This window comes from Paracoccus sp. SCSIO 75233 (assembly GCF_027912675.1).
Classification (GTDB): domain Bacteria; phylum Pseudomonadota; class Alphaproteobacteria; order Rhodobacterales; family Rhodobacteraceae; genus Paracoccus.
This window is the reverse complement of sequence record NZ_CP115757.1, coordinates 2,203,343-2,216,671: the sequence shown is the minus strand read 5'-3', so window position 1 is coordinate 2,216,671 and position 13,329 is coordinate 2,203,343. Positions and strand designations below refer to the sequence as shown.

Genomic DNA, 13,329 nt, shown 5'->3' with positions numbered 1-13,329 from the left:
CTCAGAGGATCGAGCAGGCGCCTTCCGTTGCGGCACAGGCGGCGTTGCGGAACACGCCGAACATCTCCCGGCCCATTCCGTACTGGTTGCCGGAGAGATCGGCGGTCGCCGGTTCGCGGCTCTCGAAATCGCTGGCGAGGCATTCGATGCTGCCGCTTACCGCGTCAAGCCGGATGATGTCGCCATCGCGCACCCGTGCCAGCGGCCCGCCCTTGGCAGCCTCCGGCGCGATATGGATCGCCGCGGGCACCTTGCCCGATGCGCCGGACATGCGGCCATCGGTGACAAGCGCGACCTTCAGACCGCGATCCTGTAGCACGGCGAGGATCGGGGTCAGCGAATGCAACTCCGGCATGCCGTTCGCCGCCGGTCCCTGAAAGCGGACGACGACGATGGTGTCTTCGGTGAACTCGCCCGCCCTGAACGCGGCCTTGACCTGTTCCTGATCGGTAAAGACGCGGGCCGGGGCCTCGATCACATGACGTTCCGGCGCGACGGCAGAGACCTTGATGACGCCGCGACCCAGATTGCCCGCAAGCTGCTTCAGCCCGCCGGTTTTTGCGAAGGGGTCGGAGGCGGGGCGCAGGATCTTGTCGTTCTGCGAATCGCGCGCGCCTTCTTCCCAGACGACGCGACCGTCCTTCAGCTTGGGCTCGGTGATATACTGCGACATGCCGCCGCCCGCGATTGTGCGCACATCCTCATGCAGCAGGCCCGCTTCCAGCAGATGCCGGATCATGTAGCCGAGACCGCCTGCCGCGTGGAAATGGTTCACGTCGGCGAGACCATTCGGATAGACCCGCGCCATCAGCGGCACGTTGTCGGAGATGTCGTTGAAATCCTCGATGTCGATCAGGACGCCTGCCGCCCGTGCCATCGCCGGCAGGTGCAGCACGAGATTGGTCGAACCACCCGTTGCCATCAGCCCGACCATGCCATTGACGAAGGCGCGCTCGTCCAGCACCTCCCCGACCGGCAGGTAGTCGTTGCCGAGCTTGGTGATTGCCGCTGCCCGCTCGACCGCTGCGCCGGTCAGGGCATCACGCATATCGGTGTTCGGGTTGACGAAGCTGGAGCCGGGCAGGTGCAGCCCCATGAACTCCATCAGCATCTGATTGCTGTTCGCCGTGCCGTAGAAGGTGCAGGTGCCGGGGGAGTGGTAGGAGGCCATCTCCGCTTCCATCAGGCGGTCGCGCCCGACCTCTCCGCTGGCGAATTGCTGACGGACCTTCGCCTTTTCGTCATTCGGCAGACCGGAGGGCATCGGACCCGCCGGAACGAAAACAGTGGGGACATGGCCGAAGGTCGCGGCGGCGATGACCAGCCCGGGCACGATCTTGTCGCAGACGCCCAGATACATCGCTGCGTCGAAAGTATCATGTGACATGGCCACACCTGCGGCGAGTGCGATGACGTCGCGGGAGAACAGCGACAGCTCCATTCCCGCGCGGCCCTGTGTGACCCCGTCGCACATCGCGGGAACGCCGCCAGCCACCTGCGCCGTCGCGCCGGATTTCGCGGCGGCGGCGCGGATCAGATCGGGAAAACGCTCATAGGGCTTATGGGCTGACAGCATGTCGTTATAGGCCGTCACGATGCCGATATTGGGTTTTCGGGAGGTCGCCAGATCGTCCTTGTTGTCCATCCCGGCATAGGCGTGGGCCTGATTCCCGCAGGAAAGATGCGCCCGGCGTGGCCCGTCCTCTGCGGCTTTGGCGACGCGGTTCAGATAGGCGGATCGGGCGTCTCTGGAGCGTTCGCGGATGCGGTCGGTGACGCGGTCGATGGTGCTGTGAAGATTGGTCATGGCTGTCTCCCGTGGCTGTGCGCAAAATAAGCTGTTAGCGGTAACTTTTCAATGCCTGTTGGGTGCCGCGATCACCGCCCTTGCCGCTGACCGGACAGCGTGCGACATCGGACCAGAGGTAAGAGGACTGCTGCAAATGACCACACGCCCCGTTATCCGCCTGCGTCCAAAGGCAAAACCGCAGGCCATTCGCCACGGCTTCCCCTGGGTCTTCGCTGACGAGGTGGTGACCGACCGCAGAACACGGGCGATTGCGCCGGGAAGTTTTGCGGTTCTCGAAGATGCGGAGCGGCGGCCAATGGCGCTGGTCACGGTCAATCCGGCCTCAAAAATCATCGGACGGGTGATGGATCCGGCCCCGGAGGCGCAGATCGATTCGGATTGGCTGAAAGCACGGCTGCTGCGCGCGCTCTCGCATCGGGAGCGGCTGTATGATTTGCCGTTCTACCGTCTGGTTCATGCGGAGGCGGACGGGCTGCCCGGTGTGATCATCGACCGTTTCGGGGATACAGCGGTCATTCAGCCCAATGCCGCATGGTCGGACCTGATGGCGGCCGAAATCGCTGCGGCCCTGAAGGATGTCGCAGGCGTGTCCACGGTCATTCTGAACGGGCAGGGCCGCGCGCGCAGCCTTGAAGGGCTGGATGAGCGGATGGCGGTTATCCTGGGCGAGCCGCCCGCTGCGCCGCTTCAGGTGCCGATGAACGGTGCGATCTATATGGCCGATGTGATGAGCGGGCAGAAAACCGGGCTGTTCTATGACCAGCGGCCGAATCATGCCTTTGCGCAGCGCCTCGCCTCCGGCCGGGTGCTGGATGTGTTCAGCCATGTCGGCGGCTTCGGGCTTGCGATGCTTGGCGCGGGTGCAGACCATGCGACGCTGGTCGATGGCTCCGAACCGGCGCTTGCGCTTGCGCGGCAAGGGGCGGAGGCAATGGGTCTGTCGGATCGGGTGGAGACGCGTCAGGAGGATGCGTTCGCCGCGATGGAGGCGCTGGCCGCAGAGGCTGCGCGCTTTGACGTCGTCATCTGCGATCCGCCTGCCTTTGCGCCGTCGAAACCGGCGCTTGAGGCCGGGCTGCGCGCCTATGAGCGTGTGGCGAAGCTTGCAGCGCCGTTGGTTGCGCCGGGCGGTTATCTGGGGCTGTGCTCCTGCTCGCACGCTGCCGACCTGACCAGCTTCCGCAATGTCTCTGCCCGCGGCATCGGGCGGGCCGGGCGGCGCGGCCAACTTATCCATACCGGGCAGGCTGGACCGGATCACCCGACGCTGCCGCAACTGGCGGAGACCGGTTATCTGAAGGCATTGTTTTTCCGGTTGGACGGATGATCGCGGTTCTTGACGCATGTGTCCTGTTCCCCACGGTGCTGAGGGAAATCCTGTCCGATCTGGCCGCGGCGGGCCTCTATCGCGCCATATGGTCTGAGCGGATCATTGCCGAGTGGACGCGGGCGGCGGAGAAGCTGGGGCCGATAGATGCCGGGATTGCGCGGGCGGAAGCGGCCCGGTTGACGGATCGCCTGCCCGATGCTGCCGTGGATGGCGATGAGAATACAGCACTCGCCTTCGATCTGCCGGACCCGGCGGACAGGCATGTCGTGGCAACCGCGCTGAAAGCTAATGCGGATCAGATCGTGACGTTCAATTTACGCGATTTTCCGCGACCTGCGATGGCTGCAGCGGGCTTGCGTGCGATCCATCCTGACGCTTTCCTGACCGATCTTTGGGCGCATCATCCTGATGCTGTCGGAAGGGCGGTTGAGGCCGCGCATCGGAAGGCAGTTGCGCTTGGCGGGGAAATTGAGCTTCGTGCCCTGATGAAGCGTGCGCGGCTGCCCCGGCTTGGTAAGGCGTTAACCCGATGACGGGTTGCTGTTAACGCTAACAGCGGATAGGAAACCCTTGCAGAAGGAGATGCTCATGGTCGTTCGGACAATTCCCGTCGAGGATTTCGATCTGGTTATTTTCGGCGCGACGGGCGATCTTGCCCGGCGCAAGATCCTGCCGGGTCTGTATCGCCGCTACCTCGCTGGCCAGATGCCGGCGGAGGCTCGGATTATCGGCGCCGCGCGCTCCGAACACAGCGATCAGGATTTCCGTGAAGAGGTCCGTGCCGCCATCTATGAATTCGCCAATGGCGTGGACAAGGACCAGATTGACGCGTTTCTGGGGCAGCTTCATTACGTTGCCATCGATGCCAAGGGAACCGGTGGCTGGGAGCAGCTGAAGAAGCTGATCCGCAAGGATGTCGTGCGGGCCTTCTATTTTTCTGTCGCGCCGTCGCTGTTCGGCGATCTCGCCAAGCGGTTATCGGATTACGGCATTGCCGACACGGAAAGCCGGATTGTGGTCGAAAAGCCCTTTGGCCGTGACCTCGAATCGGCGCGCGCGCTGAATGCGACGCTAGCGCAGCATTTCGAAGAGCGGCAGATTTACCGGATCGACCATTATCTCGGCAAGGAAACCGTCCAGAACCTCATGGCGGTTCGGTTTGCGAATATCCTGTTCGAGCCGCTCTGGAATGCGCAATTCATCGACCATGTTCAGATCACCGTTGCGGAAACGGTCGGCGTCGGCGGTCGGGGCGGATATTATGACAACTCCGGTGCGATGCGCGATATGGTGCAGAACCACCTGATGCAGCTTCTCTGCCTCACGGCGATGGAGCCCCCCTATCACTTCGATCCCGATGCCGTGCGCGACGAAAAGCTGAAGGTGATCCGGGCGCTTGAGCCGGTGGCCGAAGGCGATATTGTGCGGGGCCAGTATCAGGCGAGCGGAGATGCACCCGGCTATCTTGAGGATGCGGAGAACCCGGACAGCCGCACCGAAAGCTATGTCGCGCTGAAAGTCCGTATTTCGAACTGGCGCTGGCAGGGAACGCCCTTCTACATGCGCACCGGCAAGAAGATGCGGGCGCGGACCAGCGAGATTGTCATCACCTTCAAGGAGCCGCCGCATTCCATCTTCGACGAAAGCGGAACGCAGCGGGCCAATCAGCTTGTCATTAAGCTGCAACCTGATGAGGGTATGGACCTGACGGTAATGATCAAGGAACCGGGGCCGGGCGGCATGCGGCTGATGCAGGTGCCGCTGGACATGTCCTTCGCAGACACGTTCGGACCGGACGGGGCCGAGATGCCGGATGCGTATGAGCGGCTGATTATGGATGTGATCCGGGGCAACCAGACCCTGTTCATGCGCGGAGACGAGGTCGAGGCCGCCTGGGCCTGGGCCGACCCGATCATCGAGGCGTGGGAGCAGTCGAAGGCACAGCCCGAGCCATATGATGCGGGTTCCTCGGGCCCGGAGGAGGCGCTGCGCCTGATGCACCGCGATAACCGCCGCTGGAAGGAGATTCGCGCATGAGCGGTCCTGAAATCAAGACCTATCCCGACCGGGAAATGATGGCGCTGTCGCTGGCCGACCGTATTGCAGGTCAGTTGCGCCAGACGCTCGCAGCGGTCGGACCGGCCAGCCTGTGCGTGCCGGGCGGATCGACGCCCGCGCCGATGTTCCGCTCGCTGTCGGATTTGCCGCTGGACTGGGACAAGGTCACGGTTTTTCTGAATGATGAACGCTGGGTCGACGGGGACCATCCGCGGTCCAATTCCGCCATGCTGCGCAAGACCCTGCTGAACGGTCCGGCGGCGGCTGCGCACTATCTTGACCTCTATACCGGTGCGGATACGCCCGACGAGGCTGCACCGGGGCTGACCGAACAGATAAAGCCGCATCTGCCGATTACCGTGCTCGTCCTTGGGATGGGCGACGATATGCACACCGCCAGTCTGTTTCCGAACGCGCCCGGTCTGGAACAACTGCTGTCATCCGATGCGCCTGCGGTCATGGCGGCAGGTGGCGGGGCAGAACCCCGCATCACCCTGACTGCACCTGCGCTGCAATCCGCGCTGCACACCCATGTGATCATCACCGGGGCGCAGAAACGCGCGGCGCTTGACGCCGCAATCGGGGCCGATCCGAAGGACGCGCCGATCGCGGCCTTTCTGCGTGATGCAATGGTGCATTATGCCGACTGATCTGGAGCCGATCTGGAACCAACTGGAGGCCGCTGCCCGGGGGAGGGGTCGCCGCATAACCGATCTTTTCGATGCCGATCCGGGCCGCGCGCTTGATTTCCGCATCGATGCGGATGGCATGGTTTTCGACTATTCCAAGACGAGTATCGACCCGGAGATTCGTCAGCTGTTGCTGGAACTGGCGAGGAATGTGCCGGAAAAGCGCGACGCCATGTTCGCGGGTGAGCGCATTAACGAGACCGAGGATCGCGCTGTCCTGCACACGGCCTTGCGCAATTCCGACAGGCCGCTGATGGTGGAAGGTCAGGATATCAGTGCAGGGGTGGCCGCCACGCTGGACCGGATGTCCGGCTTTGCGGAGGCAGTGCGTGATGGCGGCTTTACCGGGCAGGGTGGTCGCATCACCGATGTGGTCAATATCGGTATCGGCGGCTCCGATCTGGGTCCGGCAATGGCCGCGATTGCGCTGTCGCCGTTCCATGACGGGCCGCGTACGCATTTCGTATCGAACGTGGATGGTGCGGATATTGCCGATACGCTGGCCGGGCTCGACCCGACCACCACGCTGGTGATCGTGGCGTCGAAAACCTTCACCACGATTGAGACGATGACCAATGCGCAGACCGCGCTTGACTGGATGAAGGCGCAGGTCAGAGATCCGGCGGCGCAATTCGCGGCGCTCTCTTCCGCGACCGAGCGGACGGCGGAATGGGGTATCGACCCGTCCCGTGTCTTCGGTTTCGAAGACTGGGTTGGCGGGCGTTATTCGATGTGGGGGCCTATCGGCCTGTCGCTGATGATCGGCATCGGCCCGCAGCGTTTCCGCGAATTTCTGAATGGCGGCGCTGTGATGGACGCGCATTTCCGGGAAGCGCCGCTGGTGGAAAACATGCCCGTTCTGCTGGCGCTTGTCGGCATCTGGCATCATCAGATCTGCGGGTATCCGACCCGTGCTGTTCTGCCCTACGATAACCGCCTCTCCCGCTTGCCTGCCTATCTTCAGCAGCTTGAGATGGAATCGAACGGCAAGCGCGTCTCTATGGATGGTGCCGATCTTGCCCGCGCCTCCGGCCCCGTGGTCTGGGGGGAGCCGGGGACAAATGGTCAGCACGCTTTCTACCAGCTGATCCATCAGGGCACGCAGATCGTCCCATGCGAATTCATCGCCGCCGCGCGTGGTCATGAGCCGCAACTGGATCACCACCACAAGCTGCTTCTGGCGAACTGCCTCGCCCAGTCGGAGGCGCTGATGCGTGGCCGCAATCTGGACGCTGCGCGCGGTCTGATGGCGAAGAAAGGGCTTTCCGGCGACGAACTCGAACGGCAGGCGCGGCATCGTGTGTTCCCGGGCAATCGCCCCTCCACGACGCTGCTGATCGGGCAGCTGACGCCCTTTACGCTCGGTCAGATCGTTGCCCTGTATGAGCATCGCGTGTTTGTCGAGGGCGTCATCCTCGGCATCAACAGTTTCGATCAATGGGGTGTGGAACTGGGCAAGGAACTGGCGCTTGCGGTTGCGCCGCTGCTCGACGGCGACGATGCGCCCGGTCACGATGCCTCGACGCTGGCGCTTGCCGCCGCGATCCTCGACATGCGGTCCGACGAAAACTGAGCGTGACGGGGGCGGCATCGCCCCCTTGCCTCAGCTCGCCGGGCTTGGCCGCATCCGCAGCCAGATGAGCGCGCCACCCGCCAGCACCAGAAACGGCACCATCGCCAGATTGACCGCGTTCCAGCCCGATTGCGCGTCAATCGCGCCGGAGCAGTTCATCAGCCCGCCCGATGACAGCGACGCGACAAAGACGCCGCCGAACACCACCAGATCGTTGATGCCCTGAACGCGCCCCCGCTCTTCCGGGCTGTGGGCGCGGGCGACCATTGCGGTTGCGCCGATAAAGCCGAAATTCCAGCCCAGCCCGAGCAGGATCAGCGTCAGGTAAAACTGCCCGATCTGCACCCCGGTCAGCGCGACCGCCCCGGCAGCGGTCAGGATCAACAGGCCAAGCCCGACAATCCGGCCGACACCGAAGCGATTGATCAGATGCCCGGTGAAGAAGGACGGCACGAACATCGCCAGCACATGGGCGGAGACGACGCTGGAGGCCTGATCCCGCGTCAGCCCGCAGCCCACCATTGCGATTGGCGTTGACGTCATGACGAGGTTCATCAGCGAATATGAGACCATGCCGCAGATCATCGCTACGACGATATTCGGATCGCGCAGGATCTCTGCCGTGCTGCGGCCCGTGTTCTGCGCGCCGCCCTCGATACGGGCCGGGCGCGGAATGTCGAGCGCGAAGAACAGCAAGGCACCGATCAGGTTCAGCACGATAATGGCGGCATAGCTGTAAAGGAACGGAATGGCGGTCAGATCGTCTGTCGCGCGCACCAGTGCCGGTCCGATGATGGCGGATGCAAGCCCTCCGGCCATGACCCAGCTGATCGCGCGCGGCTCGAACTCCGGCGGGGCGGTGTCGGTCGCGGCGAAGCGGAAGAAGCCCTGCGAGGACATATACACGCCCGTCAGCGCGGACCCGACCAGATACAGCACAAAACTGTCATTCAGCAGGCCCAGCAGCGCAATCACAGCACCTAACGCACCAGCACCGGCAGCAAGCTGAAACCCCGCACGCCGCCCATGCCGCTGCATCAGCCCCGACAGCGGACGCGCGCTGAGCATCGAGCCCAGCACGATCATCGAGATCGGCAAAGTCGCAAGGCAGGGATTGGGGGCCAGCATCTGCCCGACCAGACCGCCGATGATGAACATCATCGGCATTTGTGATCCCATCAGCGCCTGTGCAGCGATCAGAACCGCCACATTGCGCTTTGCCCGCCGCATCTGCGGCGATGCTACGTCCGCGGCCTCCATCCCCGTCAGCCCCGAAGGTGAGAGGCGCTGCGTGCGCGGCTCTCGATCCCGGCCCAGTCGCCACTGGCAATGGCATCGCCGGAGGCAACCCAGCTGGAGCCGACGCACACCACATTCGGCAGGCTCAGATAGCTGCTGGCGTTATCCGGTGTCACCCCGCCGGTCGGGCAGAAGGACACGCCCTGCAACGGACCCGCCAGCGCCTTGAGCGCCGCCGCGCCGCCCGATGTTTCAGCAGGAAAGAACTTCAGCATGTCATAGCCGAATTCCATCGCCTGCATGACTTCTGATGCGGTCACCGCCCCCGGCAGCAACGGCAGCGACGCATCCTCGCAGGCCCGGATCAGCGTTTCGGTGGCACCGGGCGCGACGGCGAAGGATGCCCCTGCCTCCTTCGCCCGGTAGACCTGTTCGCGCGTCAGGACGGTGCCGGCCCCGACATGGCCGCCGGGGATTTTTGACATGGCTTTGATTGCGTCCAGCGCGGCGTCGGTCCGTAAAGTCACTTCCAGCACAGGCAGCCCGCCCGAAACCAGTGCCTCGCCCAGCTTCCCGGCATCTGCGGCGTCGTTGATGACGATCACCGGAATAACCGGGGCGAGTTCGCACAAGGCACGGGTGCGTTCGGATTGCGTCTTCGGGTTCATGGCGGGATCTCCTGAGGCTTCTGCCGGAAACTGAACCGGATGGCCGGGGCATTCAAGCCCTGCCGTTGGCGCAAACAGCTATTCGAGCAGCCCGGCCTCGCGATAATATCGCGCGGCACCGGGATGAAGCGGGATTGCGATGCCGTTCAGCGCGTTCTCGCGCAGGATACGTTTGCCGATCGGGTGCCCGTATCGAAGCTGCTGCATGGTGTTGTCGTTCCACAGCACGCGGGTGATGGCGTAGATCAAATCCTCGGGCTGGTCCGCCGTGGTGATCCACTGCGCGCCGACGGAAAGCGTCGGGATGTCCTCCTCCAGACCGCGATAACTGTTTCGCGGCAAGACATCGCGGACAAAGAACCGGCTGTCATTGGACAGTTTCGCTGCCGTCGCATCATCAATTGGGATCAGTCGGACATCTATCTGACCCGCCAGTTGACTGATCGCGGGGGCCGGATAGCCGCCGACGAAGAAAAACGCGTCCAAATCGCCCCGGCGGATGGCTGCGGCGGCGCGGGTGGCAGGCAGATGCTTCACCGTCATTTCGCTGTCGCTGACACCCGCGGCGTCCAGCACCAGCCGCGCATCGACCAGAGTGCCGGAGCCCGGCTCGTCCAGCGAAACCCGCTTGCCGCGCAGATCGGCGATCGTCTTGATCCCGGAATCGGCGCGCGCCACGATATGCAGGGTCTCAAGATAAAGATTGGCGATGGCGCGAAGGTTCTCGATCGGCGGCAACCCGGCGAAATTCCCGGTTCCGGTCTGCGCCCAGAAGGCGACATCCGCCTGTGCGAAACCCGACTCGACCCTGCCGCTGCCCACAGCTTCGACATTGTCGACCGAACCCGAGGACGATACGGCAGAGACCAGCAACCCCGGAACCCCGCAGGCGCCGCCTTCCGCGCAACCCGTGCCGCCCGGCGGGTTCGACACGGCAGAGGCGATGATGCCGCCAATCGGGTAATATGTGCCAGCGGTCGAGCCATTGGCGATTCGGAAGAAATTCAGCTTCGCGTCATGCTCGATATTCTGCGCCGCCGCCGTTCCGGCGATCAGCGACAGAACAATGGCAATGGCGCGAAAAACCAGCATTAGCCTCCCCTCAGCCCGGTTTCTTCCAGAAGACCCTTGCGCTTGGCTTCATAATAATAGCCGCGCGCATACCATTTAATCGCCTGATCCTCATCGCCTTCAGCAACGATGAAGGCGCCCCGCAGATAGCGCCCAGCATATTGCAGATTTGTGTCGGCATCCAGAAGCCCCTCCGGCGATCCGCGATAGCCCATTGTGCGCGCGGTCTGCGGCAGGATCTGCATCAGCCCGTAATAGGGAGCATTGCGGGCGTTGGCGCGATAATCCGACTCGCGCTGGATCACCTTATGTAGCAGCGATGGCGGAATGCCGTGCTGCCGGGCCCAGTAATTGATCTTGCGCCGCATCTCCGGCGTCTCGCCGGGATAAAGACCGGACGGGCCCGCCCCCTCCGGCATCCGCGACGCTTTGCGACCGCAGGCCGCGACGACCATCAATCCCAGAACAACCCCCCGGCGGGAGATGCTTTTCACACTGGCGGAAATATCCCGGGGGGAGGCCGGATGGCCGGGGGGCATCGCCCCCCTTTGTTTGCGCCAGCCCGCGATCATCAGACGTGGATCGCGCCGCTGCCGGCGGCGAGAGCCGCTTCGCGCACCGCCTCCGACGTGGTCGGATGGGCGTGGCAGGTCAGCGCGATATCCTCTGCCGAGGCGCCGAATTCCATTGCGACGCAGACCTCGTGGATCATCTCGCCCGCATTGGGGCCGATGATGTGGCAGCCCAGAACCCGGTCGGTATCGGCATCGGTCACGATCTTCACGAAGCCGTCGCCCTGGAACATGGCTTTCGCACGGGCATTGCCGAGGAAGGGGAACTTGCCGATCTTGACCTTGCGGCCGCTTTCCTTGGCGGCGGCTTCGGTCAGGCCGACATTGGCGACCTCGGGGGTCGTGTAGATGACGCCGGGGATGACGTTGTAATTTACATGCCCCGCTTTGCCCGCGATGACTTCGGCAACCGCCATGCCCTCGTCTTCGGCCTTGTGGGCCAGCATCGGCCCGGGCACGGCATCCCCGATGGCGTAGATGCCCTTGACGTTCGTCGCCCAGTGGTTGTCGATCTTGACCTGACCGCGATCCGTCATCTCCACGCCGACCTTGTCGAGGCCGAGCCCGGCGACATAAGGACGCCGACCTGTCGCCAGCAACACCACATCCGCAGTGACCTCTTGCTCGCTGTCATCCTTGCGCAGCTTGTATTTCACCGTCGCCTGACCGTTCTTCGCCGTGGCCGACTGCACTGCCGCGCCGAGGACGAATTTCATCCCCTGCTTGGTCAGGGTCTTCTGGAACTGCTTCTGGATATCGGCGTCCATGCCGGGGGTGATCGCGTCGAGATATTCGATCACGGTCACTTCCGCGCCCAGCCTTGCGTAAACCGAGCCGAGCTCCAGCCCGATCACGCCCGCGCCGATCACAACCATCGATTTCGGCACTCCGGGAAGGGTCAGCGCACCCGTCGAATCCACGATCACGCCGGCCTCGTTTTCAACCTCGACACCTTTCAGCGGCGACGGCTCAGAGCCGGTCGCGATTACGATATTCTTCGTCTCATGCACATCGTCCCCGACCTTGATCTTGCCCGGCCCCTGAATTTCAGCCCAGCCCTTGATCCAGTCGATCTTGTTCTTCTTGAACAGGAACTCGACACCCTTGGTATTGGTCTCGACGGTTTCGGCCTTGTAGCTTTGCATGATGGTCCAGTCGACGCTCGGTCCGTCGCCCATAAGCCCCATCTTGGTGAAGTTGGTCTCTGCCTCGTGATACATATGTGAGGCATGCAGCAGCGCCTTGGATGGGATGCACCCGACATTCAGGCAGGTGCCGCCAAGGGTTTCGCGCCCCTCGACACAAGCGACCTTCAGACCCAACTGAGCGGCACGGATGGCGCAGACATAGCCGCCGGGGCCGGCACCGATAACGATGAGGTCGTAGCTGGACATTCGGATCTCCTTCAAAGCAGTCTTTTGGGCCCGTGGTTCGGGGCGATATGATAAGCCTGTGCTTACACAAGCACAGGGCCGGGTTCACCTGCAAAAAGAAATGATCGTGAAGAGCGTCGCTCTGTGTCGCGGTTTTGTCGGCCCTGACGATCACGAAGCCGCGATTACAGAAGCGCGACCACGATCATCAACATTGTTGCCGCGAAACCGACGCCCCAGATAACCGTGCGCCAGGGCGACCAGCCGAAGGCATAGGCCGGGATGTAGAGGATGCGCGCCGCCAGATAAACCCAGGCCGCGATGGCCGTGAACCCGTTGCCTTTTCCGGACATGCTGATCACAACGACGGCAATGGTAAAAAAAACCAGCGCCTCGAAGTGATTATTCACCGCGCGTCGCAGGCGCCCGGTCATGGCCGAAAACTCCGGATGCGAGTCCCTTGGGCCGACGTTCCAGTCGGCGCCGACATCGGCATTCATGACAATTGCGGCCAGAAAAATCTGTCCAGCCTGCAAAATCGCAGCGAGGGCGAGGACTGTCAGCTCCGTGGTCACCGGATCGCGCCGATCCTCAGGCGGTTTCGAGGATATGCGCGCTTGTGGCGCTCACCCCGGCCTGAGAGTTGAACACGCCCGCAGCGCCGTCCAGATAATCCTGCGCCTTCTTTGCGTCGTGCAGGTCGAACAGTGCCCAGGCGCTCCCGCTGTCCTCGCGCCAAAGCTGAAGCAGGGCGAGGCCGTTATTGCGGCGGTCCTCGTTATCGGCATCGAAGGCGGATTTGAATTTGGCGTAGTCGGCGATTTTGTAGTTCACCAGCATTTGCATGGCCTGTTCCCCATCATCGCGGCGCGGATAAGTCTCCCGTCCGCTGCTGAAACCTTAAATGAGCCGCGGCTGTTGAGCATCCCCACAGGCCGCGCGCGCA

Annotated in this window: 13 protein-coding genes; 5 read left to right on the top strand and 8 right to left on the bottom strand. The window is 63.2% G+C overall.

The window, feature by feature from the left end; translation table 11 throughout:
• Nucleotide 1: 1 nt before the first annotated feature.
• Nucleotides 2-1,807, bottom strand: coding sequence for a phosphogluconate dehydratase (gene edd, locus PAF12_RS10730; RefSeq protein WP_271106923.1), 1,806 nt, complete (start codon nt 1,805-1,807; stop codon nt 2-4).
• Nucleotides 1,808-1,943: 136 nt separating this feature from the next.
• Here edd and PAF12_RS10725 point away from each other — a divergent pair, with 136 nt between their 5' ends.
• From PAF12_RS10725 to pgi, 5 genes are read left to right on the top strand one after another with little or no spacing between them, the layout of a single operon-like run.
• Nucleotides 1,944-3,137, top strand: a complete 1,194-nt coding sequence (locus PAF12_RS10725) for an RSP_2647 family RNA methyltransferase (RefSeq protein ID WP_271106922.1) — start codon at nt 1,944-1,946, stop codon at nt 3,135-3,137.
• Entirely contained in the window at nt 3,134-3,673 is a 540-nt protein-coding gene (locus PAF12_RS10720) for an RSP_2648 family PIN domain-containing protein (protein ID WP_271106921.1), read from the top strand. Before PAF12_RS10725 ends, PAF12_RS10720 begins: the two co-directional genes overlap by 4 nt.
• A gap of 55 nt (nt 3,674-3,728) precedes the next feature.
• Nucleotides 3,729-5,177 carry a glucose-6-phosphate dehydrogenase gene (gene zwf / locus PAF12_RS10715; RefSeq protein ID WP_271106920.1) on the top strand — a complete coding sequence of 483 codons (1,449 nt, stop codon included), beginning with the start codon at nt 3,729-3,731 and terminating at the stop codon, nt 5,175-5,177.
• Entirely contained in the window at nt 5,174-5,848 is a 675-nt protein-coding gene (gene pgl / locus PAF12_RS10710; RefSeq protein WP_271106919.1) for a 6-phosphogluconolactonase, read from the top strand. The genes zwf and pgl overlap by 4 nt, the downstream gene beginning before the upstream one ends.
• Nucleotides 5,838-7,460, top strand: coding sequence for a glucose-6-phosphate isomerase (gene pgi / locus PAF12_RS10705; protein WP_271106918.1), 1,623 nt, complete (start codon nt 5,838-5,840; stop codon nt 7,458-7,460). The genes pgl and pgi overlap by 11 nt, the downstream gene beginning before the upstream one ends.
• A 30-nt stretch (nt 7,461-7,490) precedes the next feature.
• Here pgi and PAF12_RS10700 read toward each other — a convergent pair whose 3' ends face one another.
• The 7 genes from PAF12_RS10700 to PAF12_RS10670 form a co-directional block, all read right to left on the bottom strand.
• Nucleotides 7,491-8,690 carry an MFS transporter gene (locus PAF12_RS10700; RefSeq protein ID WP_271106917.1) on the bottom strand — a complete coding sequence of 400 codons (1,200 nt, stop codon included), beginning with the start codon at nt 8,688-8,690 and terminating at the stop codon, nt 7,491-7,493.
• A gap of 35 nt (nt 8,691-8,725) precedes the next feature.
• Nucleotides 8,726-9,367: a bifunctional 4-hydroxy-2-oxoglutarate aldolase/2-dehydro-3-deoxy-phosphogluconate aldolase gene (gene eda / locus PAF12_RS10695; RefSeq protein ID WP_271106916.1), complete on the bottom strand. Its 642-nt coding sequence runs from the start codon at nt 9,365-9,367 to the stop codon at nt 8,726-8,728.
• Between the two features lie 78 nt (nt 9,368-9,445).
• On the bottom strand, nt 9,446-10,459 hold the full coding sequence (locus tag PAF12_RS10690) for a TAXI family TRAP transporter solute-binding subunit (protein ID WP_271106915.1): 1,014 nt from the start codon (nt 10,457-10,459) through the stop codon (nt 9,446-9,448).
• A complete protein-coding gene (locus PAF12_RS10685) occupies nt 10,459-10,893 on the bottom strand; it encodes a lytic transglycosylase domain-containing protein (RefSeq protein WP_271109689.1) in 435 nt (144 codons plus the stop codon). Before PAF12_RS10685 ends, PAF12_RS10690 begins: the two co-directional genes overlap by 1 nt.
• Nucleotides 10,894-11,009: 116 nt before the next feature.
• Entirely contained in the window at nt 11,010-12,404 is a 1,395-nt protein-coding gene (gene lpdA / locus PAF12_RS10680) for a dihydrolipoyl dehydrogenase (protein WP_271106914.1), read from the bottom strand.
• A gap of 164 nt (nt 12,405-12,568) precedes the next feature.
• Entirely contained in the window at nt 12,569-12,958 is a 390-nt protein-coding gene (locus PAF12_RS10675) for an MAPEG family protein (RefSeq protein WP_271106913.1), read from the bottom strand.
• Between the two features lie 16 nt (nt 12,959-12,974).
• The gene (locus PAF12_RS10670; protein WP_271106912.1) at nt 12,975-13,229 is read right to left on the bottom strand and encodes a hypothetical protein; all 255 of its coding nucleotides are present in this window, start codon (nt 13,227-13,229) and stop codon (nt 12,975-12,977) included.
• Nucleotides 13,230-13,329: the final 100 nt, after the last annotated feature.

Excerpts from the sequence above, each read along its gene's own strand:
- edd (WP_271106923.1), bottom strand. The coding sequence starts at position 1,807 with ATGACCAATCTTCACAGCACCATCGACCGCGTCACCGACCGCATCCGC.
- PAF12_RS10725 (WP_271106922.1), top strand. The coding sequence starts at position 1,944 with ATGACCACACGCCCCGTTATCCGCCTGCGTCCAAAGGCAAAACCGCAG.
- PAF12_RS10720 (WP_271106921.1), top strand. The coding sequence starts at position 3,134 with ATGATCGCGGTTCTTGACGCATGTGTCCTGTTCCCCACGGTGCTGAGG.
- zwf (WP_271106920.1), top strand. The coding sequence starts at position 3,729 with ATGGTCGTTCGGACAATTCCCGTCGAGGATTTCGATCTGGTTATTTTC.
- pgl (WP_271106919.1), top strand. The coding sequence starts at position 5,174 with ATGAGCGGTCCTGAAATCAAGACCTATCCCGACCGGGAAATGATGGCG.
- pgi (WP_271106918.1), top strand. The coding sequence starts at position 5,838 with ATGCCGACTGATCTGGAGCCGATCTGGAACCAACTGGAGGCCGCTGCC.
- PAF12_RS10700 (WP_271106917.1), bottom strand. The coding sequence starts at position 8,690 with ATGCGGCGGGCAAAGCGCAATGTGGCGGTTCTGATCGCTGCACAGGCG.
- eda (WP_271106916.1), bottom strand. The coding sequence starts at position 9,367 with ATGAACCCGAAGACGCAATCCGAACGCACCCGTGCCTTGTGCGAACTC.
- PAF12_RS10690 (WP_271106915.1), bottom strand. The coding sequence starts at position 10,459 with ATGCTGGTTTTTCGCGCCATTGCCATTGTTCTGTCGCTGATCGCCGGA.
- PAF12_RS10685 (WP_271109689.1), bottom strand. The coding sequence starts at position 10,893 with ATGGTCGTCGCGGCCTGCGGTCGCAAAGCGTCGCGGATGCCGGAGGGG.
- lpdA (WP_271106914.1), bottom strand. The coding sequence starts at position 12,404 with ATGTCCAGCTACGACCTCATCGTTATCGGTGCCGGCCCCGGCGGCTAT.
- PAF12_RS10670 (WP_271106912.1), bottom strand. The coding sequence starts at position 13,229 with ATGCAAATGCTGGTGAACTACAAAATCGCCGACTACGCCAAATTCAAA.